Raw genomic sequence first — 25,895 nt, 5'->3', positions numbered from 1 at the left:
TGGATTATTCACGATTTGATGGAACTCTATATGGCGCTCCCGGAAGAAATTTTTCGAGTTCGGTTGGTTTAAGCATCAGCAACACCTTTGAAGCCAAAGTAACCTCTAAGGATAGTACCGTTGTCGAACCTAAGAAAATCACCCTGCTTAATAACCTTAGCCTTAGTACCAGTTATAATCTTGCGGGAGATTCGCTTAAACTTTCTCCAATCGCCATTCGAGGATCCATACCGGTTGTTAAGAATAAACTTGACATCAATTTTGGAGGTAATCTGGATATGTATGCCCTTAATAATAATAACCGAAGGATAGACAAGCTTAACATCAATAATGGTGGTAGCTTATTCAGATTAACCAATGGATCTGTGAACTTTGGATATTCTTTCTCTAATAAAGATTTTGAAGGTGGTGAAAAGAAAGAAACCGATGAACTGGAGAATGAAACTTTCAGGAACGGTGGCCGACCTGATGATCTTTTTGGAAAAGGAATGGGACCTGATGGAAAGTTATTTGAAGAGGATCCATTTGAAGGGAAAGAAGAAGAGAACGAAACCTCCTGGTACAATTATAAAATCCCATGGGATGTGCGTCTTGCCTACTCTATGAATTACACGAATTCTGCCAGACAAAGCGATATCTCTGCACATTCAATTATGTTTAACGGGAATGTAGAATTGGCTCCAAAATGGCAAATTGGAGTAAGCTCTGGTTACGACCTTGTAAATAATGGTGTTACACCAACACAGCTTAGATTTCAAAGAGATCTGGACAGCTGGCTAATGAGCTTTAGCTGGGTGCCAATTGGAGAAAGAAAATCCTGGAATTTCCTTATACGAATCAAAGCAAGCGTGCTTAGTGACATTAAGTATGAAAAGCGAAGAGATCGGGACAGAACTTTATAACAACTTAGAATTATGAAAACTGTAATTAAAACCAACAACGCTCCTGCACCTATAGGGCCATACAATCAGGCGATTTTTGCGGGAAACACTTTATATATATCAGGACAGATCGCTATCGATCCTGCTACAGGAGAATTAAAAATTGATGATCTTGAGAAGGAAACCATTCTTGTTCTTGAAAATTTAAAAGCGATACTTACAGAAGCCGGACTTAGCCTGGAGAATGTGGTTAAAACCTCAATCTTTATTAGCGACATGAATAATTTTGGAAAGATCAACGAGGTATATTCCCGTTATTTCAATTCAGATAAAGCACCTGCAAGAGAAACCGTGGAGGTAGCAAATCTTCCAAAATTCGTGAATGTGGAAATTAGCGCTATTGCTATAAAGTTCTAATTATACCAATCCTCTAATAAGCAATCTTGCCGTTGCGGGGTTTGTAGCTAAAGGAATATTATGCACATCGCATAAACGCATAAGCATAAAAATATCCGGTTCATGCGGATGTTTATCCAACGGGTCTCTGAAGAAGATTACCATATCCACCTGTTTTTCGGCAATTCTTGCTGCTATTTGAGCATCACCTCCAAGAGGTCCTGAAAGCAGCTTTTCCACTTTATACCCTGCAGCTTCAGTTTTTGTACCTGTAGTGCCGGTAGCTATTATTTTAATCTGATTGGAATGCAGTGTATCCCTGAATTCATTTAAAAATTGAACCATCTCCGGTTTTTTCCCGTCATGGGCTATAATTGCAATGGTCTTCATATTATGTAGATAGAATTTCAGAGATCCTAAGCAGATCCTTATTTATATTATGCTTTCCTTTTAAAGCCTGATCCAGACTACAGGATTCAATTTCGTTATTCATCATTCCCACCATTAGATTCTTTTTCCCATCCAATAGTAATTCCACTGCCTTAACGCTTAACCTGCTGGCTAACACCCTATCAAAACAGGAAGGTCTTCCACCCCTTTGAATATGTCCAAGAACGGTAACACGAGCATCATAATACGGTAAGTTTTCCTTGACATAATCTGCCAGTTCAAAAACATTTTTACCAATTTTATCACCTTCAGAAACCACAACTATACTTGAAGTTTTTCCCGCTCTCCTACTACGTTCCAGTGAATCGAGCAATCTGTCCATCCCAAGATCTTCTTCAGGGATAAGAATTTCTTCAGCTCCTGCACCAATTCCGCTGTTAAGGGCAATAAAACCGGCATCCCTTCCCATCACCTCTACAAAGAAGAGACGATTATGAGAACTGGCTGTGTCCCTAATTTTATCAATTGCTTCAACAACCGTATTCAGGGCTGTATCATAGCCTATGGTATAATGGGTTCCAAAAATATCATTATCAATAGTCCCGGGTACTCCTATAACCGGGATTTTGTGTTCCTTACTAAAAACCTGTCCGCCTCTAAAAGTACCGTCACCACCAATCAGCACCATGGCATCAACCCCCTCATTCCTAAGATTTTCAGCAGCTTTCTTTCTGCCTTCTTCAGTAAGAAAATCCTTCGATCTTGCTGACTGAAGTATAGTTCCTCCCTGATTCACGATATTACGAACGCTACGGGCATTAAGCGGTATTGAATCTCCTGCGATCATTCCCTGAAAGCCTCGGTAATAACCAACACATTCCACATGATAGTATGCACATGTTCTAACAACGGCACGTATGGCGGCATTCATTCCCGGAGAATCTCCTCCGGAAGTCATAAGGCCTATTTTCTTAACTTTTTTGCTCATAAATTCGTTTTGTCAATTTGGTGTTAACATCAGTGGATAACGATCTGGAATCAAAATTACAGGTATCCAAACAAATCCATTTTAAGGAAATACTAATTTTTTTGTTTATCGGTTTCAGATGGGAAATTGATATACTCAGGAGCCAGGGACTTTCCCGTTTCCATTTTTTCGACTTCCATATCACCTTTATTGATCTCCTTATTAGCAATTTTTTTGATCAACTCCTTAAAGGTATCAAAATCTACATTATAAGACAGTCCCACTCCCTGGGTGAAGCCAATTTCCTCTCCTATAAACTGAATATTATTCTCTCTGTTAAAGATTTTCGCCCTTAGCGTTCCTTCTTCATTCAGTAGAAATTCTATCTCCAGGTCTCCAATAATTACAGATTCGGTCACCCCTCCGATTGGAACTCCCACCTGCCCATTAATTATTACTCTGTCTGAAATTTGTGTAGATAAAGTCAATCCAAACCTGTCCACGGTTTGTTGATCTGGCGTACGGTCTCCCTGCACATAATTTACCCCAACCTGGAATTTACCATCATCATCGGCAAAAATATCATTAACAATACTGGAAGCTCTCTCGGCAAGTGTTCCATAGATCGCGGCGCCTTTTAGCCCAAATTCACTGTAAAAAGTTCCCTGGGTTACCAGGAACAAAGCCTGTAATTCGGTAGTTGCTCTATCGTCTATCCTGTACTGAAGTTCAGATTTTACTGTAGAACTGGCATTAGGAAAATCGATCTCAAAGCTAATATCCGGTTGTTCGATCTCACCCTGAAGGTTAATTACAACTTCTACCGGAATTTTTCGGTTAACCGATGGATTTTCCAGAAGCACTGCAGGATTTGCATTTAACGAATACACCGCACTAACATCCAGCTGCGCATCCATGGGATCTCCATCCCAATTGATACTACCACCCGATTCCACCTTGAATACTTTTTGAACCAGCCCGGCATATTTGAAATTATACACCCCTTCATAAACGATGAAGTCACCCCACATATTAAATTTCCCATTGGTATTGATCTCCAGCAACAGGTTTCCGGATCCTCTACCTCTCAGGGTACTTCCACTGGTTTTATCAACCACCACTTCTACTTCAGCTTCATTAGTGATATCGAGATCAAAGATCAATTCAATTCCTTTAACCTCGGGGATTTCCAATTCCTGGCCGGCCAGTTTTGCTGCTTTCTCTTCGGGACTTAAAAATCGGATAAACGAATTATCACCAACAGATTCAGTATCGCTTAGCGGGATTTTAAATACGGTTCCTCTGGCCGTAGCCGCCGTAACATCGATCACAAGTTCATCTGTAGGACCTTTTATGGTTGCCTCCCCATCGATAAACGCAGTTCCATAATAAAGAGCATCCCTGTCTGCCTCCGTATCCAGAACCAGCATTCTATTGGAATTAAGCGCCAGATCAAGATACCATTCAGAGAAATTGCGATGAGAGATTATCCCATCAAGCGTTCCTTTAGTATTGTATTTGGTATCTACAATTTCGATATTATTAAAAACGAATTGCTGTTTGGTGAGATCTACTCTTGCCCTATCCTGAAGATTTATATCCACATTTAAATATGGAATTCGCAACCCGGCTTTGGTTAAATTAAGATTACCGGAGAAATCTGGGTTTTTATAATTTCCAGTCACAAAAGCCCTCCCGGTGGCAAAACCTCGAATATCTGTAAGCACATCGGCTCCAAGCGGATTAAATATTCCAAGGTTGAGCCTGTTCATATTTACCTCGAGGTCTATTTCAGACTCACTTCCCTTAACTTTGATATCGCCAATTGCTGAAAGTGATTCCACGCCTTCCTTCTGGAGTTTTGCATATACCGAATAATTGGTAAGATCCTCATTCCCCTTTACATCCATGTTAAGGTCTCCCATATACAAATCGTTCACCCGCAGGGAGTCAATCGTCAAATTGGAATTAGGCAAATATGCTCCGGCTTCCTGGAGCAGATCCAGATCACCATTTAGCGTTCCGGCAAGCCTTAAACTATCGATTTCCGGAGTGATCTTCCCTATTCCAACATTCTCGAATTTCATTTTAAAATTCTTATAAGTGGAATCCCGTTTAACTCCGCTTAGTCGAATTTGCTCGTTGCCGTGGCTCATCACCAGGGAATCTATCTTGAGGTCACGAAAATTATTATCGAAAACGATCTTATTACTGCGGTCACTGTTTTCATTTAAATACCAAACCTTATCCTTGAATTTAATATCTGAACGCTGAATTCCAACCACAGATTTATTTTCCTCATTAATGGTGTGAAAAAGGTTAAGGTTGAAAACATCATTATTATTAGCTCCACCCTGAAATTCTGAACGAATAAACAAGGTGTCTCGCTGGGTAACATTAATAAAACTGAATTCGGAAAATTTGTAGAAATCTGTAGATACACTATCGGCCTCAAAGAAGGTGTTATAGATTGGGTTAGTGTTATCTACCTGAAGACTTATATCCTCCATCATATTTTCAAAGAAATCTATTCTGGGAGACCTGAAGGTTAATTTAAATTCAGATTCATCAGATTCCACCCTTCCTCTAATAAAGGTATTTGGCGCAAGTTCAATATCAGGATAAAAAACATCGACGATCTGATTATAAATATCGAAATCAAATTCCATGTATTGATTGGTAGTGATCGTCCTCGGTTTGTAATTGGTATAAATACTACCTATGGAATTCTCTATTAGTGCATCTACTTCTTTTATTTTGAAGACTCCGCTAACCTCTCCGTTTATAACATCCGGGGAGTTGATTTTTATGGTTCTCACAGGACCATCAAAACTTGAAGAAATACTTAGATCATCAAAATAATAAAGATCATTTTGATTTTTATAGGAAGTATTTAAAAGCAATATATCACCAAAGGCATCATCTATATTAGTTCCCTTCATATTCATAATAACATCACCTTTAAATACGGAGATGCTATCCCGGGAAACAAAATTTAAAGCATGAAGATCTGCATATCCAACAGATGCCTCAAAATCATATACATTAATATTTTCTGAAACATCGATAAGACCATTAAATTCCAGTTCCAGATTGGGGTCATTCGCGACTAGATAACCGTTGAATAAAGGATTTCGAAGATTACCAATTATGCGAATATTGGAATAAGTGTAATTATTATATCCAAACTTTGAAATACTTCCCTTTAGCTGCGTATTCAGATCCTCCTGATTAAATCCGCTTCCGTCGAAATTGATATCAAAACTGGCTTTTCCCAATTGATTATTTCCAACCAGTTTTCCCAGATTAAAATTTCTGAAAATCAAATTTCCTTTATAACTGGAGGTAGATGAATCATTAAAGTTGTTGAGTACAAAATCTGCATCGGCCGATCCTAACTGAGTGGTCAAATACACATCAGCGATAAGTGAGGAAGTGGTTACCAGAGTATTCCCTTTGATGTTAACATTGCCAAAGTCTCTTAAGGTTTCTGGTAGTTTTCCCTGAAGTGGACCCGGCAGGAAATTCACCATATCGTAATAATTGGTATTAAAATCTGAGAAACTTCCATCCATCTTAAAATCCTTGGGATCTTTTGAAAAGGAGCCGGCAATCTGAAAGTTTCCATATATCTCAGAGCGATCAAGGCCCTGCATTTCGAAACCTTCCAATGTAAAATCGTTGAGGGTTCCCGTTAAGCGGGTTTGAAAATTAAGCAATTGATCCTTTCCAAAACCATCGTAAAATGCCAGCAGATCATTGGTACTTACCACACTGTTATCAAAATCTGCTTCCACCTGAACCAGGTTCTCAAAATCTGAAAAATCTGAAAGGTCATATTTAAAATGAAGATCAGCCTTTATAAAAGATCCCGGAGTTTGAAGCTTCATGTCGACCAAACTCATTCGGTTTGGATCATAATGGAACTTGGTGGAAAGATTATCTATAATAAGTCCGCGATGCTCTCTTCCTTTAAGCATAGCGATATCAATATCAATATTGGCATCGTTGATCCTTAATTCATTTGCATAGATATTCAGGCTATCCACGACAATAACATCAGGTTTATCCAGGTTTTCATCAAAATAGCTATACTTACTATTCAGGATTTGAACATCTTCAGCTTTAAGCTCAAAATGAGTGGTTTCTCCTGTTGGCTCTTTCCGCAGTTTTTCGATAAGGATTCCAAGATTATCACGCTCTTCATTCTTATAACGGCGCATTTGCATGTTCAAACCATCAATTCTGGTATTGCCAAGATTTGGTGAATTGTTGATCAAATTTCGAAAACTGAGAATGGAAGAACGTATTTCATCTGCAGTTAAAAGCGTATCGGCATGATGATCTTCCACATAAATATCACTTAGTTTTATTCTTCCAAAATAGCTAAGAGATATCTTCCCTATGGAGATGTTTACATCGTTATTTTTTTTGAGAGAGTTGGTAAGCTTTTCAGCAACAGAAGTTTGAACTGCGGGTATAGAAAAAACTATCAGTAAAATAACGAATAACAAAACAATTGCAAGCACTGTTTTAGTTAGTATTTTCCAGAATTTTTTGATACGTTTTTATGTTTTAACTTTGCGTCTAATTTACAATATCTATTCCCAAATATTTCTGATGTCTGATCAAAAAATAAATATTCTTGCAATTGAGTCATCCTGTGATGATACAGCTGCTGCCGTACTTTCCAATGGAAAAATACTTTCCAATATTGTCGCTACTCAGGAAGTGCACAAACAATACGGCGGGGTGGTTCCGGAACTGGCCTCCAGGGCTCACCAACAAAACATAGTTCCCGTTATCCATCAGGCTTTGGCGAAGGCAAATATCGACAAAAAAGATATTTCTGCAATTGCCTTTACCCGTGGCCCGGGATTAATGGGTTCCTTACTGGTAGGCACCTCCTTTGCAAAGTCACTTTCCATGGGGTTAAATATTCCGCTTATCGAAGTGAATCACATGCAAGCCCACATTCTCGCACACTTTATTGAAGAACCTGGATTTGACAAACCGCAATTTCCCTTTCTCGCTATGACCATTAGTGGTGGTCACACCCAGATAGTGAAAGTGAACGATTACTTTAAAATGGAAGTTATTGGAGAAACTCTGGACGATGCTGTGGGAGAAGCATTTGATAAAAGCGCCAAGATCCTTGGACTCCCTTATCCGGGAGGTCCTCTTATAGATAAATATGCTCAGGAAGGAGATCCCAAAGCTTTTCAGTTTCCTAAACCTAAAGTGGAAGGTTTAAATTTCAGTTTCAGCGGATTCAAAACCGCAGTACTTTATTTTGTTCAGAAGCAAACCAAGGAAGATCCGGAATTTATCGATAAGAATATTAAAGATATTTGCGCATCGATACAGTATGCGATCATTGGTATTTTGATGGATAAAATCAAAAAGGCGGTGAAAGAAACAGGAATCAATCAGGTGGCCATAGGTGGTGGAGTTTCTGCTAACAGCGGGATTAGAAAAGCTTTACAGGATGCTGAGAAAAAATGGGGCTGGAAATGTTTTATACCCAAATTTGAATATACCACAGATAATGCAGCTATGATAGGAATTGCGGGATATCACAAATTTCTTCAGAAAGAATTTTCAGATTTCTCTGTAACCGCTCAATCCAGATATAAAATTTAATATGCAACTTTTTTATAATCCTGAAATTAGTGATTCAGATAAGCGGGTAATTTTTTCACGGGATGAAAGCCGGCACATAGTGAAGGTGTTGCGAAAAACTGAAGGCGACCTTTTACAGATCACCAACGGGAAAGGGATTTTATATAATGCTGAAATTATTCAGGCAGATGTTAAACAATGCATCGTAAAAATCAACTCATCTGAAGTTCAGCCGCCTCCACCCTATTACCTCCATATGCTGGTGGCTCCTACGAAAATGAATGACAGATTTGAATGGTTCCTGGAAAAGGCAATGGAAATTGGAGTTCAGGAAATCACTCCAGTAATTTGTGATCATAGTGAACGTAAGGTGGTGAAATTAAACAGATTTGAAAGGGTATTACAAAGTGCCATGAAGCAATCCCTTCATTTTAGAATGCCCAAACTCAATGAACCGGCAAGTTTTATGGATCTTATAAAATCTGACTTTAAAGGGGATAAATTTATTGCGCATTGTGAAGAAGGTGAAGAAAAGGCTTATCTTCAAAACAAGATCACTCCGGGTGAACAGGTTCAAATTTTAATAGGCCCTGAAGGCGACTTCAGCTTAAAAGAAATCGAAATTGCACTAAAAGCAAACTGGACACCGGTAAGTCTTGGCGACAGCCGATTAAGAACTGAGACGGCGGCAATAGTTGCCTGTCACACCGTAGCTTTAATCAATCAAAAATGAGAAGATTTATTCGGGTTTTCATAGTTCTCTTACTTTTTTCCGCTCATTTAGGTGCACAGGAAATAGCAGTTTTAAAATATAGCGGTGGCGGAGATTGGTATGCTAACCCAACTGCTCTTCCCAATTTAATAGCGTTTTGCAATTCGAACCTTAAAACGAATATTAAAGCTAAACCTACTACAGTCGAACCCGGGAGTACAGACATTTATCAGTTCCCGTTTGTACATATGACAGGCCATGGAAATGTAATATTTGAAGAGAATGACCTTGAAAATCTACGCACTTATTTAAAAAGTGGTGGCTTTCTTCATATAGATGATAATTATGGAATGGATAAGTATATAAGAGTCCAGATCAAACGACTTTTCCCCGAAAAGGAATTAAAAGAAATTCCTGCCAATCATCCAATTTTCAATATAGCATATTCTTTTCCCGGTGGATTACCCAAAATACACGAACATGATGCGCGTCCACCACAGGCTTTTGGTATATTTGAAAATGATAGAATAATACTTCTATATACATTTGAAAGTGACCTTGGAGATGGCTGGGAAAGCCCGGAAGTTCATAATAATCCGGAAGCTGTTCGTTTAAAAGCCTTGCGCATGGGAGCTAATATTATAAAATACGCCTTCGAAAATTGAGCACACAATTATCCCATTCAGAGACAGAATTTAAGACTAAAACTTTTCCTGTAATCTTACTTCTGGATAACATAACCGGAGAAGCCAATATTGGTAGTATGTTTCGCCTTGCTGATGCTTTTGGAGTGGAAAAAATCCTTTTTACCGGCACCCTTCCAAATCTGAACAGCAATCGGTTAAAAAGAACCGCCCGTAATACTCAAAATACAGTGGAATTCGGTTTTCAAGAAAATGGAGAGGAATTTATCAAGCAGTTAAAGAAAGATGCTTATAAGACGGTAGCGATAGAGATCACTTCAGAAAGCAGAAGTATTCAGAATTTCAGTTTAGAAGCCGACTCTAAACTTCTTTTAATAGCCGGGAACGAAAGGCACGGAATTTCAGATGAAATTTTAAATTGTGCAGATGAAGTTTATCATATTGAAATGTTCGGTAAAAACAGCAGTATGAATGTAGCTCAATCCGTTGGAATTGCTTTATACGAAATTACCAAAGCCTATTCTCAGTTAGAGAAGAAATAATATATTTACGCTGTGAAAGCACAGGAATTAGCAAATGGTATTCTAAGAGCGATTGGTATCCTACTGGGTATCGTTCTTTTACTTTATTTTCTTTGGGAAATACAATCGGTGATCGTTTATATAGCAGTTGCCGGAGTAATCGCCTTAATTGGCCGGCCTATTGTAATATTTCTTCGGAACAAGCTTAAACTACCCAATCAATTAGCTGTAATAACCGTGCTGGTAATGGTACTGGCAATATTTGCCGGGATCATTTTTGTTTTTGTTCCTATTATTATTGAACAGAGCAAATATCTTGGTCAAATAGATATTGAAGCCTTTAAAAGCGATCTTAACGACCTGAATACTCAGGTAAACAATTACCTCGGAGTTGAAGAAATCAACATCATAGAAGGCTTAAAAAGAAGTGAATTCATCAATAACTTTGATGTCAGCCTTATTCCTCAATTTCTGAATAATGTATTCGGAATTCTTGGAGCCACTATGGTTGCCGTTTTCTCCATTTTATTCATCTCCTTTTTCTTTTTAAAGGACAGCAAATTAATGCTTAACAGTATTCTAGTATTTGCAAATCATGGAGAGGAAAAGAAATTCCAGAGGGTTTTTAATAAGATCAAGGTTCTTTTATCCCGCTATTTTGTTGGCCTAACCATGCAGATCACGGTTTTATTTCTGCTTTATGCCATCCTACTTTCAGTTTTTGAAATAAACAATCCAATAGCGATTGCCTTTATATGCGCCTTTTTAAATCTGGTACCATATCTAGGACCTTTACTTGCAGGAATCCTGATGGCTCTTTTTGTAATTTCAAGCTTTCTTGGTGCAGACTTCAGTAGTGTTATACTTCCGCGCTTGATCTATGTGATGCTTGGATATGGTATTTGTCAAATGATCGACAACTTTATTTCCCAACCCATGATCTTTGGTGCAAGTGTAAAATCTCATCCATTGGAGATCTTCCTGATAATCCTTATCGCCGGATTAATGTTTGGAATAGCAGGAATGGTGGTGGCAGTACCGTTTTATACCGCCCTAAAAGTAATTGCTAAGGAAACGCTTAGCGAATACAAGATCGTTAAAAGGCTAACCAGAGATCTTTAATTTTTTATGCTGAACAAGGCTTTAATAACAAAGAAAGTTCAGGAATATATTAAAGATAATCTGAAGTCAGACCTCCCTTCTTTAATTCTAAAAGGAAGCCCATTTGAAGGAATCTCAGTTCAGGAACTGGCCGTTCAAATTAAAGGAGCTCAAATTGCTCTGAAAAAGTTTCCGCTTTTCAGTGAGAATGATAACATAATCTATCCTCCAAAATTAAATCTGGAGCAAACCTCCTCCCAGATAACGGCGGAATATAAAGCCACTCTTTTAAAGGGAAAATCAGGCATTGATCTTACGGCCGGCCTTGGGATTGACACTTATTTTATATCACAGAATTTCGAAAGTTTCGACTATTGCGAGATGAATACAGACCTTGCTGAAATAGCTGAGCACAACTTTCGGGAACTTAAAGCAGACAACATTCAGGTTTTTCAGACAGATTCTCTGGAAAGATTAAATAATAATCCTCACACCTATGACTGGATCTATTGCGATCCTGCCAGGAGAGATGACAAGGGCGGGAAAGTTTATAAACTGGAAGATTGCTTACCTGATATCCCTTCCAATCTTGACCTTTTATTCTCCAAAAGCGATCAAATATTATTAAAAACCTCACCTATCCTGGATCTTACAGCAGGTTTGCGGGAGTTGACTTGTGTGAAAGAAATTCATATTGTAGCTGTGAGAAATGAGGTAAAAGAGATCTTGTGGATTTTGGAGTCCAATTTTTCAGGCACACCCGCTGTCAAAACACTAAATTTTGAACAGCAGAATCAGCAGATATTCTCCGGAGAATTTGATGATAGCCAGGCGAGCTCGGAATATGGATTGACGGAGAATTACCTTTATGAACCTAATTCCTCTTTAATGAAAAGCGGAATGTTCAATCAATTATCTCAAAAAACCCATACTAAAAAACTTCACCCGCATTCTCATTTATATACCTCAAATACAATCGTCGATTTTCCGGGCAGGATTTTCGAAATTACTGAGGTTTTAGATTATAACCCTTCTTATTTAAAGAAAAGGTTGAAGTCAAAAAAAGCCAATATTACAACAAGAAATTTTGGTGAATCTGTGGAACAGCTTCGGAAAAGATTTAAGGTAAAAGACGGCGGAAATGATTACATCTTTTTTACAACAGATCTAAATGAATACAGGAAAGTAATTTTTTGTAAAAAGTTTACTCCCACGACTTAACACCTGAATTGAAATCCCCACTATTTTACCGGGCTTTGAAATTTAGACCATTACCTGATTCTATTACTTCCCATAAGCAACTTAAAATCCAAAGAAGTTTAATTATCGGTCCGGTAAGTTCCTAAAGAATTTAAAATAAAATATAATCCAACATACCATAGCTGTAATTGATGCTAGAGAAAGACTTCCAACGAAATAATTTTCTAATACCTGGATAAGGGATGAAGAAGATTCTGGAGTTTCAAACAGATTTTGATTAATAAATCTACCTGCCAAATAAGAAGTAAAAATTATTCCCGGAATAAAAGGCAATACACTTATATTGGATAGAAATAAGGTTACAGGCTTATTTATTTTGAATAATGATGACAGAAGGAAAACTAATAAGCTATGCAATCCAATAAATGGAGATAAGCCTATAAATACACCAAGGGCAACCGCTCCGGCTTTTTTTTGCGGATTATTAAGGCTATTTAAAATTTCTGTCGGCCATTTTTCATAAAATAACTTTCTGAAATTTCTGTATTTATTACGGGGGTGAATCCAGAAAAAACTCACAAATACAAACCACATAAACAATAATACAATCCTCACTATATCCCGGAAAGGCCTAAAATGGGTTACCCTTTCCCCTTCTTCATAAAAAACTTTAATTGGAACATTTCTAACTTCTGCATTTTTCCAAACTGCTTTCACCAAGACTTCAATTTCCAATTCAAATTTCCAGGTTATAAGTTTCAGGGAATTGATCAGTTTTACCGGATATAACCTATAGCCGCTCTGGGTATCTTTTAACTCCTGACCGGTTACCACCGTGTACCAGAAACTGGAAAATTGGTTTCCAATACTGCTTTTATTAGGAATACCCTCACTTCCCATATTACGGTCGCCAACTAAAAGCAAGTTAGCTTCCTCATAATTTGCTACCTCGAGTTCTTTTAAAAATACGTCAAGATCATCAGGATAATGCTGCCCATCTGAATCTATTGTAATAGCGTAGTCATATCCCAGTTCTTCAGCAAACTGAAATCCGGTCTTTAAAGCAGTTCCTTTTCCTTTATTTTCAGATTGTGTGCGTTGATGAAACTCTTTATATTTCTTCAGAATATCTGCCGTACCATCTGTGGAGCCATCATTAATTATAATGATGTTTTTAGTGAATAGTTTAAGTTCAGTAAGAAAAGCCTCGAGTGATTGAGAATTGTTGTAGGTAGGAACTATTACGCAGCAATTAAAACGTTCAAATCTTTTTTGAAAAACCGGCTCTTTGTTCACTTGGAATTGTTTTTCAGAAAATCATTAAAGAATGATGTTTTACTGGTTAAAAGCTGTTTTATAAAACGCTGTAAAGAGCATTGATCTTTAAAACGATTCCATTCTCATTCTTTGCGATTCCTTTTAAGCTGACAAATTCTCCATTTTCCTCGAATTTAGATTCAAGGTTTAACAATTCACACTGATTAGGATCGAAAACAGCGGCAAACTTTACGTTTTCGGCTCTTTTTAGATGCAACTTCCTATCAAGGATCCTTTCAGCATTTTCTTTAAAAAGGAGCATAAGAACAACCCCCGGAGTTACGGGACGGCTTGGAAAATGACCATTATATATTTCATGTTTGCCGTTAACTTTTATGGTGGTTGTATATAAACCATCCTCTTCAACGGTGTTTGTCACAGAATAGAAGTCCTTTAAAACCATTAATAATATTTAAGTGAACAATATACTTTAGTTTTGAAAAACCGGGTTTATTCGATTGATTCGTATTAAAATTCCTTTCAAAATCTGCAGTTTAAGCCTAAAATTTCTTTTTTAATCTACAGTTACGGTTTTCATTTCAGAAATGGCTATAACCTCCCCTTTTTCATTTTCGGTACGGGCTGAAACTGATGTAACATTCATAATCTCATGCAGTATTTCAACATAGGTTTTTAATTTTTCACCTACTTTGGGATTTGCCAGAATCTCAACTGTTTTTATTACACCTATGAAGCCAGTTTTAGGTTTGGAATTTCCTTGCAGCGTTCCCTGATATCCTCTATGTAAAGACATACTTTGGGCCATATGTTCAATTAGTCCGCTTTCAACCAGTTCACCCTCATGAATAAGAACATTCTCTGAAGGTACGGTGAAACCGGTAACTCCCGTTAAGTTTGTATACTCATATAAAGTATCCACGAAAACAAATGGTTCCTTTTGCGGAATGAGATTTACGATCTGCTCATAATCTGTAATGGGATGCGCTAATAAATTTTCTGCCATAATTTTTTCACAATTCAGAATTCATAAAATTACTGTTTTGAAGTGAATAAACTCAATCCAAATTTAACATGGTTCACATTTTGTCCTTATTTCAGACTCTCTGAATTAATTATATAACTTAAAGATTTGAGTAAAAGCTTTAAGAATCTGATAGTTACAAATTCCTGAATGACCTATTGTTGTAAAAAAAGCAGCTTATTTATTATTAATTGAAGTATCATTATTAACCAATTTTCTACTTTTCCTTCCAAATTCAATGGATCACAAAAAATCAATTTTATTTTAAAAGTTATTTCACTGAAGCTTAGTTTGTTGAATTTTCAATCCAATTTAAAAGACATTTTTTCTTCAAAAAAGGTCAAAAAGGTTTGGATGGTTTGGAACTAAAAGTTACATTTGCAACCGCAAAAATACTTGCGAAGTTCTTAAAAAACGGAGAGGTGGCAGAGTGGTAATGCAGCAGCCTGCTAAGCTGTCATCCTTCTTGGATGCCCGGGTTCGAATCCCGGTCTCTCCGCAGAATTTTTAGTCTGTGGTTTTTTATTCTCTTTTTCGACCGGAAAAATTGGGATAAATCACCTCCGATTCCCGGCTACTTTTTATAAAAGTGATTTGGAACGGATAAGGCTAAAAAAACAGTTTTTTCGGGGTGTAGCGTAGCCCGGTTATCGCGCCTGCTTTGGGAGCAGGAGGCCGCAGGTTCGAATCCTGCCACCCCGACCAAAAGAAGCCTTAAACGAAAGTTTGAGGCTTTTTTTATTGAATATTATGAGATTTTCTTCAGGCTTATATACTAGGAAATACCTCCGTTTTAACGAATACCCATTATAACGAAACTTTGTTAGTCTTCATATAAAAGAGAAAGCCGCAGGTTCTCCCGATGCTTCGGGACTGCCACCCGGACCAAAAGAAGCCTTAAACGAAAGTTTGAGGCTTTTTTTATGTGATATTATGAGATTTTCTTCAGGCTTATTTTCTAGTAAATTCCTCCGTTTTTACGACTACCCATTATAACACAACATTGTTGATCTTTTAAAACAAGCGAAAGCCAAAGGTTCTCCCGATGCTTCGGGACTGCCACCCCAACAAAAAGAAGCCTTAATATAAGGTTGGAGAATATTTATTGAGAAATGGGAAAAGTAAATACATATTTTACCGTGGGTTTAAATTGTCCCAGCTGCGTAATTTAAGCTTAGACTACCTGCTTTCAAGAAGGAAATACCTTCTGACTAAATTATCCATTATAATTCTTCATTCTCCTAAGTTAATTGTGATACTATTTGGTTTTTTAATGGCTGGTTTTTTATAAATTAAATTTTGAATTAAAGGCAGGCATACTTAAACTGTTTCCCTTTAATTGACTTCCCAATTCTCTCCCTATTACCTACATAGGAACATCATTGTAAAGGTTAAAGTAGAGTTACAAAGTGACTTTTAATTCCAACCTTCACTCTGGCTTATTATTTATTATATATTAATTATGAAGTTAGCTTATATAGGCACTTATCCACCAAGAGAATGCGGAATAGGTACATTTACCTATAACCTTGCCAATTCGATGAGGATATCGACAGCAAAGGCTGTGCGTGAAAATGAAATTTTGATTGTTGCGATGGATAATAATATCCAAAAGCACAAATATCCTTCAGAAGTTAAACATACTATCCAGCAGGAGAATCAAACCGATTATTTGGCCGCGGCAGATTTTATCAATCTAAGCGGGGCAGATGTATGTATCTTACAACATGAGTTCGGAATATTTGGAGGTGCCAGTGGAATTTACATACTGCCCTTTCTCCATAGACTGGAAATCCCTTTTATTGTAACGCTGCATACGATTCTGGAAAAACCATCATATAGTGAAAAAGCAGTTCTAAAACAGATCTGTGCTATGGCAAATGCTGTGGTAGTGATGAACGAAAAAGCAGTTCGTTTTCTCACCACTATTTATGAAGTATCCCAAAATAAAATTGAATTGATTGAACATGGTGTTCCCGATATTCATTTTGATAAAAAACAATCCAGAAAAGAATTCAGAGTTCAACAAAAAAAATTGCTGCTCACCTTTGGATTCATTGGTCGGAATAAAGGGATTGAAGTGGTGCTTAAAGCTTTGCCAGCCGTAATAGCCAAACATCCACAGGTTCTTTATATGATTCTTGGTAAAACCCATCCCAATGTTTTAAGGCATTCGGGCGAAGAATATCGAAATTATTTGCAGCTTTTGATCAAAGATTTAAAGCTTGAAGACCATGTGCTTCTTTTAAATGAATTTATAGGAGAGGAAGAATTGTTTAAATATTTGAGTGCCTGTGATATTTACCTTACACCCTATTTACATGAAGCTCAGATTTCCAGCGGCACGCTTTCCTATGCGATGGGCGCAGGTTGCGCAGTAGTCTCTACCCCCTATTGGCATGCGGCGGATTTACTTACGCGTGACCGCGGCAGACTTTTTGACTTTAACGATCATGAGCAACTGGCCAGTACGCTGAATCAGCTTTTGGATAGTCCGGAAACATTGAATAAAATTCAGGCAAACGCCTTTGAATATGGTCAAAAAGTAACCTGGCCAAGAATTGGAAAAAAATATCTGAAGTTGTGCAAAAAGCAGATCAAGCTTCCGGAAATGAGGCTAAAAAAAAAAGAACCCGCCCTCGATCTTCTACTGCTTCCTCCATTTTCCCTGATGCACATAAAAAGACTGACCGATGATACCGGCATAATTCAGCATGCGAAATATGGAATTCCTAACCTTAAGGAAGGCTATTGTCTTGATGATAATGCCCGCGCGCTTTTAATGGTTTTAATGACTTATAAGCAAAAAAAGGATAGAACTGCTTTAGAGTTTATGCCTGTCTATTTGAGTTATATCCATTATATGCAGAATAAGGACGGGACCTTTAGAAATTTTCTGAGTTTTAGCAGAAATTTCCTCGATGAAGTTGGATCTGAAGATTCTTTTGGGAGAACCATCTGGGCCCTTGGTTATTTAATTGGTTATGCACCCAATGATGCCTACTATCAAACAGGAAAAATAATTTTTCAGGAAGCCGTTCCTAATTTCCATAAAATAAGATCTATACGGGGAATCGCCAATACCATAATTGGAATCTGCTATTTTCTAAAAGCAAATCCATCAGACGAGAATATTATCTCCCTGCTGCAAAATCTGTCATATAAGCTTGTTACTCATTATACCGAAAATAAATCTCCCAACTGGCAGTGGTTCGAAGGTTTGTTGGCTTACGATAATGGAATCTTGCCTTTAGCATTATTGCATTCCGCTCAAATATTACAGGATGATGAAATTAAAAAAGTCGGAATTTCTACGATGGACTTTTTAACTGAGCACACCTTGAAGATAGGTACATTATCCATTATAGGAAATCAAAAATGGTTTATGAAAGACGGGGAACGATCTTATTTCGCTCAACAACCCATTGATGCTATGGCTATGGTTCTTATGTTCTATCAGGCTTATAACGTTACCCTGAATAAGAATTACCTGGATAAATTATTTAAATCTTATAAATGGTTTCTGGGAGAAAACGATCTTAGAATAAGTTTATTTGATTTTGAAACCAATGGATGCTGTGACGGTTTTGATGACTTTGGTTTAAATAGAAATCAGGGAGCCGAAAGTTCACTAGCATACTTAATATCTCACTTAACGGTATTGAAAGCCTATGAAAAATATTATGAAACTGCCGCGGGAATACCAAAACCAATGCAGATCGTCCAACAAAAGTATTTTCAAGCATGAAGATCGCCGTGCTTGCTCCTATTGCCTGGAGAACGCCACCTCTTAAATATGGGCCCTGGGAAAAAGTGGCCTCGATGCTTACTGAAAATCTGGTGAAAAAAGGTCATGATGTGACTCTGTTTGCCACGGGAGACTCGGTTACCAGCGCTAAATTAAGATGGGTTTGCGAGACGCCTTACGAAATCGACAAATCTGCAGATCCAAAAGTTCTGGAATGTCTTCATATTAGTTTTTTAATGGAAAAAGCTGCAGAATTTGATATAATCCATAATCATTTTGATTTTCTCCCACTCACCTATTCCCGGCTCATTAAAACACCAATGATCACCACCATCCATGGGTTTTCTTCAGAAAAAATCTTACCGGTTTACATAAAGTATAATTCAACTTCAGCGTATATCTCAATATCAAATGCAAACAGACATCCTGATCTAAGTTATTTAGAAACGATTTATCACGGCCTGGAGCCTTCAGATTTTATATTCAGCAATAAAAAAGAAAATTATCTGTTATATTTTGGAAGAATTCATCCTGATAAAGGTTTGCATTCGGCTATAGAAATTTCAGAAAAATCAGGTCTTCCTTTAAAAATTGCCGGTCTTATTCAGGATGATAATTACTTCAATAGTTTATTTTCTAAAATAGACGGCCAGCAAATTGAATATTTAGGGAATCTTGGAAGAGAGGATTCTATAAAACTACTTACAAGTGCCAAAGCTCTGTTACATCCTATTTATTTTGAAGAACCATTTGGGCTGAGTGTACTGGAAGCCATGATGTCTGGAACACCGGTTATTGCTTTTAATAAAGGAAGTATGCCGGAACTAATAGTAAATGGCAAAACGGGATTTTTGATAGGTAATGTCGCTGAAGCAGTGAACTCGATTGATAAATTAGAAAAAATAGAACCTGAAGATTGCAGGCGGCATGCCATACAGAATTTTAGTATCGACAAGATGACTGATTCTTATATCCGGGCTTATAAAAAGGTTCTAAATCAATAAATTAATTCAATAAAGCTTCGAAGAGGTCATCGAGATCAACAACTGCATAGGTTGAGGAATAATCTGAAACGGCATAGGGTAAAATAAGACTATTGTTATGAATAAGTGAGCCACACGAATAGACAACATTTGGGACGTATCCGTTTCTTTCGGTTTCCAAAGGCATTAGTAATGGTTCTTTAAGCCGTCCAATTTCTTTGGAAGGGTCGTCATGATCCAGCAAAGAAGCTCCTATACTATATTGGCGCATTGGCCCTACTCCATGAGTAATCAACAACCAGCCTTTCTCTGTCCAAAGCGGGGAGCCACAATTCCCTATTTGAGTAAATTCCCATGCAAATTTTGGCTCCTGGATAAGCACGGGATCTTTCCATAAGGTTGGCCTGTCTGAGTACATCAGGTAATTATTCACCCCATCAATACGGGATAGCATGGCATATTTCCCTTTAATCTTTCGGGGAAATAAAGCAAGATTCTTATCCTGAGCACCATTACCTCGTAACGGCATTATCCTGAAAGTATAGAAATCCTCAGTAGATATCAATTTAGGCATTATACAATGACCATTATAGGCGGTATAAGTCGCGTATACTATATGCGAAGATTCATCTCCAAGAAAGCGAACAAAACGAGCATCCTCGATCCCTCTGCTCTCTGAATCTGAAATTGGAAAAATAACCCTTTCCGTTATGTCAGAATCTTTGTGGAACTGTATATCATAGAACGAGTCAACCAGCCAGGTAATTTCTTCCAAAGCAATTTTTCTTGCAGCGGTGAGCTGTTTATCCAATAATAAATTATTGACTATATTTTTTAAGGAATAATATTCAAACCGGTCCGGCAGTTCATCCATGATGTTTTTGGAATACTTTTCCGGAATATGCATTTCCTTCAAGCGTTTAATAAAGCGGGCTTTATCATATAAACTTTTGTGAGAAATTTCAGCCATGTCTATATAATCGCCGATTTTAGACATATGAATATCATTGTTGGCGTCTAAAATCGCTCTCCGGAAGACTATGGAGGAAATATGGCCTTCACCCGTTGCCCTGAAGGAGATAAGTACCCGTTTTTCACCCTTTTCCAAATAAGTCTGATCAAAATCTTCAATTATCGAGGGATTAAAAAAGGCTGCCGATTCCAGAGAATATTCCATGGTACTATAGGACCCTATCAGCATCTTTCTCTCTTCAGACAGTTCATCAAAGTTAATCTCCATCGATTCAATGATACCGCGAATGTTATTACAATGCTTGTAGAATAATCTTGAAATATTCCGGTGCCTGCTGGCAAATTCTCTAAGGGTACGTTCCAAAGCAAGATGCACCTGCTCCTCGTCCAATAACATGATTCTGCTAACCAGATTCCTTGTTCTAAGGTCTCCATTCATAAAATATCTGGCGACCACGCGGCTGGAATCCGGTAAAAATTGAATGTTCTTACGCTGAATGGGTACTCTCATAGGGATTTAAAACTAAAAGGTACATCAATTTCTTTACGATTGTTTGATTTTGGTTAATTACTTATTTACAGGGACTTATAAAATTCAATTTTATAGGGAGTCGGATTCGATAAACTTTATATATACTTTAAAATTCTGTTAAATTTAAAGTGTAAAATTTACATCAATTCTGGAAGTTATAAAGTTTAATTAGTGCAAAATCAACAACTTACAATCCACAACCCTTATACTATAAGATTTTTTATATATTCATACATTATTAACGTTTTTAAATCCTATCATTAATGAGATTTACCATCGTTAAAAGGTGTAAATTTGAAGATTAAACTACCAGCCATGACTTCACTAAGTAAAAATGAAATCCTGAAACGCAATAATGTGTCCGTTCAGGGGAAGGGTTCACAACCAATTATATTCGCGCATGGTTATGGTTGTGATCAGTCCATGTGGAGATATGTGTATCCAGAATTTCTTGAAGATTATAAAGTGGTGCTGTTTGACCATGTAGGAGCCGGGAATGCCGATGAATCTTATTACTCCGTTGAAAAATATGGAAGTTTACAGGGTTATGCAGATGATATAATTCAAATTTGTGAGACTCTGGAATTAAATGATACCATAATTGTAGGGCATTCTGTTAGTTCAATGATTGCAGTACTTGCAGGAAATACCAAACCTGAAATCTTTTCCAGAATTATTATGATTGGGCCTTCACCTTGTTACATTAATAAGGAAGATTACGTTGGTGGATTTGATCAACAGGATATTAACGAGTTGATGGAAGCACTGGAAAGTAATTACCTTGGATGGTCTTCTACTATGGCCCCTGTTATTATGGGTAATCCAGATCGGCCTGAACTGGGGCAGGAATTAACTAATAGTTTTTGTCGCACCAATCCTGAAATTGCTAAACATTTTGCCAAAGTAACATTTTTATCAGATAACCGTGAGGACCTTAAAGCCCTCAAAATTCCAAGTTTAATAATACAATGTTCTGAAGATGTAATCGCTCCCATAGAAGTAGGTAAATATGTGCATAATACTGCTGTAAATAGCAGTTTTGAAGTTATAAATGCCAATGGACATTGCCCTAACCTAAGTGCACCAGAAGAGACCATACAAGCTATAAAATTTTACTTAAGCAAAACCGCTTAATGAAGAAACAAACTTCCATATATAAGGATACTCGGGTATACGAATCTGCAGAAGAATTATATCACGAGGCTCCCTGCGGTTATATTTCCTTTACAAGTAATGGTACTATTTATAATGTGAATAAAACATTATTAGGCTGGCTTGGTTATAAAAGTGAGGAAGTTTTAGATAAAATCAAGATTCAGGATTTATTTAAAATGGGTGGAAAAATTTTCTTTGAAACCCACTTTTTTCCATTGATCAGGATTCAGGGTTTTGCAAACGAAATTAATTTCGAGATCAAAAAAAAGGATAATACAACCTTCCCTGCACTCATAAACGTAAAAGAAATAAAAGGTCTTACTGTCAATGAGAATAGGTACAGAGCAACAATATTTGATATAACCGATAGAAAAAAATACGAACAGGAATTACTCAATTCCAAGATCAAGGCTGAACAGTCTTCTCAAGCTAAAGCTGAATTTTTAGCAACAATTAGCCATGAGATAAGAACACCTTTAAACGCCATCCTGGGTTTAGGAAATTTATTGGCTAAAACCAATTTAAATGTCAAACAAAAAGAATATTCGGACATACTAAGATTGTCTTCAGAAAATTTACTTAATCTAATCAATAACCTTTTGGACCTTAGTAAAATGGAAGCTCAACAGGTGAGATTAGAGAAAAAACCCTTTGCGCTTAGAAGGTTGATAGAAAGCCTTGTTCATACTTTTGATGCAAAGGCAAATGAAAAAAAAATCCAGTTATATTCTGAAGTAGATGACAATATTCCGGGTTATATCCACGGGGATCCCATTAAATTAACCCAGATACTTACCAATTTACTTGGAAATGCTATCAAATTTACTTGTGAAGGTTTTGTAAAAATAAAGACCGACCTTAAAGCTAAAACAGAAAATAAAATTCAACTACATTTTGTTGTTGAAGATTCCGGTGTAGGTATACCTAAGGATAAATTAGAGACTATTTTCAAGGAATTTTCTCAGGCCAATTATGAGGTTTCGCTGGAATATGGAGGAACGGGATTGGGTTTAAGTATAAGTCAAAAACTGCTGCAATTACATAATAGTAAAATGGAAGTGGCCAGTGAGATTGGAAAAGGCTCCTCATTTAGTTTCGATATAGAATATGAAGTTTTTGAAAATTCCATCCCACAACCCAAAGAGATCTATGAACGGGTTGATCCAGATCTGCTTGGAGCAGTAAAAGTATTGGTAGTAGAAGATAACCCAGTAAATATTTTCGTTATTTCTGAATATCTTAAAGATTGGAATTTGGAATTCCAGAGTGCGGAAAACGGACAAGAAGCAATTGAAGCCGTTAAAAATGATAAATTCGACGTTATATTAATGGATTTGCATATGCCGGTTATAAATGGTTTTGAAGCGGCATCTACTATAAGAAATTTAAATCTTGATTACCAACCGGCAATTCTCGCTTTATCGGCTACCAGCCGGGAGAATATTCAAAAGGAATTAAAACGTGCAGGCATTGATGATTTTATAAGTAAGCCATTTGGACCGAATGATCTTTATAAAGTCCTGTCACATTACATTAAAAAGATCCCCGGCCTTGCTGAAAGTGTTATAATTGAAAATGAGGACGTAACTTATTCTGAAGAATATGAAAATGAAAATACAGGGAAGGAAACTTTTAATTTAGCCCGCTTTATAAAAATGGCTAATAACAAGCCAGAATTCCTTAAAAAGTTCATTATTAATACAGCGAAATCTTTTGAAGATTATCTGGGAGATTTCGAAAAGGCTCTGGCAAAAGAAGATCCGGTCCTGATCTCAGAATTAATTCATAAAAGTACCATGTCTGTATATTATATACAGGCCGATAGACTCACCGAGCTTTTAAGAAAGTGTGAGCTGGGATTAGAAAAAAAAGAGAATCATAATATTGATATAGAGAAGACGGTAAAGAAATCAAGAAAGGAATTTCATAAAATAATTAATGGCTTGAAAGAAGTTGATGTTGATGTATTAATTGAATAAGAGTGCACACCATATTTTAAAATAAAAAAAGCCCGTTACAACGGGCTTTTTAATGCTTTGATTTTGAATTAACCTGATACACTAATTGATGGATGCTTCGCCTTGATTAGCATATACACCCCATAACCTACCAAACCAATTGCCAGTATCCCTAAAACTATTGATCCAAATTCATTCTGTATAAATGTAAAAGCATCAGTTTGTGTTTTAATACTATTCCCCTGGGTCATTCCAGATTTTAATGTTAAGTATGCCATAAATCCAATTACTATTCCTCTGGCAGTATGTCCAAATTTTCCGGCATTTATAAGTAATTTTTGTTCCTTTTGATCCATTCCGGCTTCCTCCACCTCTTCCCTGAATTTATTGGAATACGCCCTGTAAAGATCGTAAATGGCTTTAATAGCCATCCCTATACCTATTACTATGGCGATGGTCTTCCCATTAGAACCGGACATTAAACTACCAAACAAAGAACTTGACCCGCCCGAACTGCTGCCGAAAGCTATTTTGAAGGAATAATAGGCAAATCCTCCATAAATTAATCCACTTATAAAGAAGGCCACTCTTTTCCCGTAACCTTTTAAATCATCGTCAAAACCTTTGGGGTTTGCGAACACCTGATACATTCGCCAGAATACATATCCTAACAGGCCTATTCCTAAAATCACTAATAAGACCTGTCCATAAGATTGTTGCGCAACATATTGTAAAGCTCCTTTCCCGCCAGATTTTTGGCCTCCCTGTCCAAACGCCGCCAGGGCTGTTAATATCCCAATTAAACAATATACTGCACCCTTAGCTGCCATTCCAAAACGGGCAAAATTTTTCTTTTTACTACTCATTTCTTAGTTTTCTATTGGTTAATTAATTTTAAAGTTATGGGAATTTCAATGTTTGAGAAGAATTTTTGAAAAACTTTATACTAATTTTAGCTATCCTAAAAGAATTGACCAAAATGGTAAAACTGCTTTCAGACAAAACTAACACTTGCTTAAATGGAAAAATTTTGGATAGTAATAATTGCCTTATCGATTTTTCTACTGAGTAATTTTATTTTCTGGCGAATCACCGCAGGTCATCGCGAAAGGAAATATGATGAGAAAAGCTGGAAACTGCGGGGAGAGAGAACATTTTTTTGGCAGGGTGCTATATATGTAAGCACAGGGGTTACTATTCTTATTTTGTTCCTTTTAAAATGGGCTGAAATTTTAAAATTTTAGAAGAAATAATTCCGCTCTTCACCTTTTAAAAAGAATAAACGCCATCCAAAGTGATATTGCTACTGAATCTGAAGGTGGTTAAGCAGCCAGCTCTTAAAGGGATATGGGAAAAAGATGGATCTATTATCAGGAATTTTTTTCAATGAATTTCTGATGCACTTTTAACCATCGCTCTAATTTTATCTTAGTGGAATTCTTTACTGGTTTTTTATTACGGAGATCAACCCAAGTATTTTCTTCCAGGGTATATGTTATGGGCCAGGAATAAATTTCTACTCCAAAAACATTAATCGTTTTAAGGGTATTAATAATATAATTCCCCTCTTCCTTTGAAATGTTTACCAGTTTCATACTATAATTTACTCATTTTTATCGACGTCATGATTAAACTATACCCTGCAAACTTAGCTTAGAAACCGGGCAGTACGTAAGAAAGAATTGTTAAGATTAATGTAAAAAGCCCCCGAATTAATTTGTATCCACAACCGTAGCGTGCATAGGTTGACTTTTAAAAATACAATCACTCAAAACCCTAAAAACACAAAATTATCCACCGGGAATTAGAGAAAA

21 protein-coding genes and 2 tRNA genes are annotated in these 25,895 nt (G+C 36.9%); 15 read left to right on the top strand and 8 right to left on the bottom strand.

The features are described from left to right. Nucleotides 1-902: putative LPS assembly protein LptD (locus tag ACNKXV_RS07560; protein WP_417907109.1), on the top strand; the 902-nt coding region annotated here is incomplete at its 5' end. Between the two features lie 12 nt (nt 903-914). Further along, the gene (locus tag ACNKXV_RS07555; RefSeq protein WP_417907108.1) at nt 915-1,298 is read left to right on the top strand and encodes a RidA family protein; all 384 of its coding nucleotides are present in this window, start codon (nt 915-917) and stop codon (nt 1,296-1,298) included. Here the strand turns inward: ACNKXV_RS07555 and ACNKXV_RS07550 are convergent, their stop codons facing one another. The 3 genes from ACNKXV_RS07550 to ACNKXV_RS07540 form a co-directional block, all read right to left on the bottom strand. After that, complete coding sequence (locus ACNKXV_RS07550) at nt 1,299-1,667, bottom strand: methylglyoxal synthase (protein ID WP_417907107.1); 369 nt, start codon at nt 1,665-1,667, stop codon at nt 1,299-1,301. 1 nt (nt 1,668) lies between these two features. Continuing rightward, the gene (gene pfkA / locus ACNKXV_RS07545) at nt 1,669-2,655 is read right to left on the bottom strand and encodes a 6-phosphofructokinase (protein WP_417907106.1); all 987 of its coding nucleotides are present in this window, start codon (nt 2,653-2,655) and stop codon (nt 1,669-1,671) included. A 92-nt stretch (nt 2,656-2,747) separates the two neighbouring features. Continuing rightward, entirely contained in the window at nt 2,748-7,163 is a 4,416-nt protein-coding gene (locus ACNKXV_RS07540; protein WP_417907105.1) for a translocation/assembly module TamB domain-containing protein, read from the bottom strand. 91 nt (nt 7,164-7,254) lie between these two features. Between ACNKXV_RS07540 and tsaD the strand changes: the two genes are divergently transcribed. From tsaD to ACNKXV_RS07510, 6 genes are read left to right on the top strand one after another with little or no spacing between them, the layout of a single operon-like run. Next, a complete protein-coding gene (tsaD, locus tag ACNKXV_RS07535; protein WP_417907104.1) occupies nt 7,255-8,277 on the top strand; it encodes a tRNA (adenosine(37)-N6)-threonylcarbamoyltransferase complex transferase subunit TsaD in 1,023 nt (340 codons plus the stop codon). A 1-nt stretch (nt 8,278) separates the two neighbouring features. Further along, nucleotides 8,279-8,989 (top strand): 16S rRNA (uracil(1498)-N(3))-methyltransferase, encoded by a 711-nt coding sequence (locus ACNKXV_RS07530; RefSeq protein ID WP_417907103.1) that lies wholly within the window; start codon nt 8,279-8,281, stop codon nt 8,987-8,989. Then, nucleotides 8,986-9,633, top strand: coding sequence for a DUF4159 domain-containing protein (locus ACNKXV_RS07525; protein ID WP_417907102.1), 648 nt, complete (start codon nt 8,986-8,988; stop codon nt 9,631-9,633). Before ACNKXV_RS07530 ends, ACNKXV_RS07525 begins: the two co-directional genes overlap by 4 nt. Beyond that, nucleotides 9,630-10,154 carry a TrmH family RNA methyltransferase gene (locus ACNKXV_RS07520; RefSeq protein WP_417907101.1) on the top strand — a complete coding sequence of 175 codons (525 nt, stop codon included), beginning with the start codon at nt 9,630-9,632 and terminating at the stop codon, nt 10,152-10,154. The genes ACNKXV_RS07525 and ACNKXV_RS07520 overlap by 4 nt, the downstream gene beginning before the upstream one ends. Nucleotides 10,155-10,166: 12 nt before the next feature. Then, complete coding sequence (locus ACNKXV_RS07515) at nt 10,167-11,255, top strand: AI-2E family transporter (protein WP_417907100.1); 1,089 nt, start codon at nt 10,167-10,169, stop codon at nt 11,253-11,255. A gap of 6 nt (nt 11,256-11,261) precedes the next feature. Then, nucleotides 11,262-12,455: a class I SAM-dependent methyltransferase gene (locus ACNKXV_RS07510; protein WP_417907099.1), complete on the top strand. Its 1,194-nt coding sequence runs from the start codon at nt 11,262-11,264 to the stop codon at nt 12,453-12,455. A 102-nt stretch (nt 12,456-12,557) separates the two neighbouring features. Here the strand turns inward: ACNKXV_RS07510 and ACNKXV_RS07505 are convergent, their stop codons facing one another. From ACNKXV_RS07505 to ACNKXV_RS07495, 3 genes are all read right to left on the bottom strand, one after another. Beyond that, the gene (locus tag ACNKXV_RS07505; RefSeq protein WP_417907098.1) at nt 12,558-13,730 is read right to left on the bottom strand and encodes a DUF2062 domain-containing protein; all 1,173 of its coding nucleotides are present in this window, start codon (nt 13,728-13,730) and stop codon (nt 12,558-12,560) included. 58 nt (nt 13,731-13,788) lie between these two features. Next, nucleotides 13,789-14,154 carry an ApeI family dehydratase gene (locus tag ACNKXV_RS07500; RefSeq protein ID WP_417907097.1) on the bottom strand — a complete coding sequence of 122 codons (366 nt, stop codon included), beginning with the start codon at nt 14,152-14,154 and terminating at the stop codon, nt 13,789-13,791. 111 nt (nt 14,155-14,265) lie between these two features. After that, entirely contained in the window at nt 14,266-14,715 is a 450-nt protein-coding gene (locus ACNKXV_RS07495; protein ID WP_417907096.1) for a hotdog family protein, read from the bottom strand. A gap of 434 nt (nt 14,716-15,149) precedes the next feature. Between ACNKXV_RS07495 and ACNKXV_RS07490 the strand changes: the two genes are divergently transcribed. The 4 genes from ACNKXV_RS07490 (at nt 15,150) to ACNKXV_RS07475 (ending at nt 19,485) form a co-directional block, all read left to right on the top strand. Further along, nucleotides 15,150-15,232 (top strand) — tRNA-Ser (locus ACNKXV_RS07490). A gap of 128 nt (nt 15,233-15,360) precedes the next feature. Further along, nucleotides 15,361-15,438: transfer RNA gene (locus tag ACNKXV_RS07485), tRNA-Pro, on the top strand. A 757-nt stretch (nt 15,439-16,195) separates the two neighbouring features. Then, a complete protein-coding gene (locus tag ACNKXV_RS07480; protein ID WP_417907095.1) occupies nt 16,196-18,481 on the top strand; it encodes a glycosyltransferase family 4 protein in 2,286 nt (761 codons plus the stop codon). Continuing rightward, nucleotides 18,478-19,485 carry a glycosyltransferase family 4 protein gene (locus ACNKXV_RS07475; RefSeq protein WP_417907094.1) on the top strand — a complete coding sequence of 336 codons (1,008 nt, stop codon included), beginning with the start codon at nt 18,478-18,480 and terminating at the stop codon, nt 19,483-19,485. The genes ACNKXV_RS07480 and ACNKXV_RS07475 overlap by 4 nt, the downstream gene beginning before the upstream one ends. Nucleotide 19,486: 1 nt before the next feature. On the opposite strand, the gene ACNKXV_RS07470 is transcribed toward ACNKXV_RS07475, so the two are convergent. Then, a complete protein-coding gene (locus tag ACNKXV_RS07470; RefSeq protein WP_417907093.1) occupies nt 19,487-20,947 on the bottom strand; it encodes a glycoside hydrolase family 130 protein in 1,461 nt (486 codons plus the stop codon). 315 nt (nt 20,948-21,262) lie between these two features. Between ACNKXV_RS07470 and ACNKXV_RS07465 the strand changes: the two genes are divergently transcribed. Both ACNKXV_RS07465 and ACNKXV_RS07460 read left to right on the top strand, forming a co-directional pair. After that, nucleotides 21,263-22,102, top strand: a complete 840-nt coding sequence (locus ACNKXV_RS07465; RefSeq protein ID WP_417907092.1) for an alpha/beta fold hydrolase — start codon at nt 21,263-21,265, stop codon at nt 22,100-22,102. Continuing rightward, nucleotides 22,102-24,102, top strand: coding sequence for a response regulator (locus ACNKXV_RS07460; RefSeq protein WP_417907091.1), 2,001 nt, complete (start codon nt 22,102-22,104; stop codon nt 24,100-24,102). The genes ACNKXV_RS07465 and ACNKXV_RS07460 overlap by 1 nt, the downstream gene beginning before the upstream one ends. Before the next feature lie 68 nt (nt 24,103-24,170). Here the strand turns inward: ACNKXV_RS07460 and ACNKXV_RS07455 are convergent, their stop codons facing one another. Beyond that, nucleotides 24,171-24,947, bottom strand: a complete 777-nt coding sequence (locus tag ACNKXV_RS07455; RefSeq protein ID WP_417907090.1) for a DUF1206 domain-containing protein — start codon at nt 24,945-24,947, stop codon at nt 24,171-24,173. 153 nt (nt 24,948-25,100) lie between these two features. Between ACNKXV_RS07455 and ACNKXV_RS07450 the strand changes: the two genes are divergently transcribed. Further along, the gene (locus ACNKXV_RS07450) at nt 25,101-25,325 is read left to right on the top strand and encodes a hypothetical protein (RefSeq protein WP_417907089.1); all 225 of its coding nucleotides are present in this window, start codon (nt 25,101-25,103) and stop codon (nt 25,323-25,325) included. The last annotated feature ends 570 nt before the right edge of the window (nt 25,326-25,895 follow it).

It is taken from the genome of Christiangramia aquimixticola (assembly GCF_048285835.1).
In the GTDB taxonomy this organism is placed as follows: domain Bacteria; phylum Bacteroidota; class Bacteroidia; order Flavobacteriales; family Flavobacteriaceae; genus Christiangramia; species Christiangramia aquimixticola.
The sequence above is the reverse complement of the archived record's forward strand: the minus strand, read 5'-3'. Positions and strand labels throughout refer to the sequence as shown.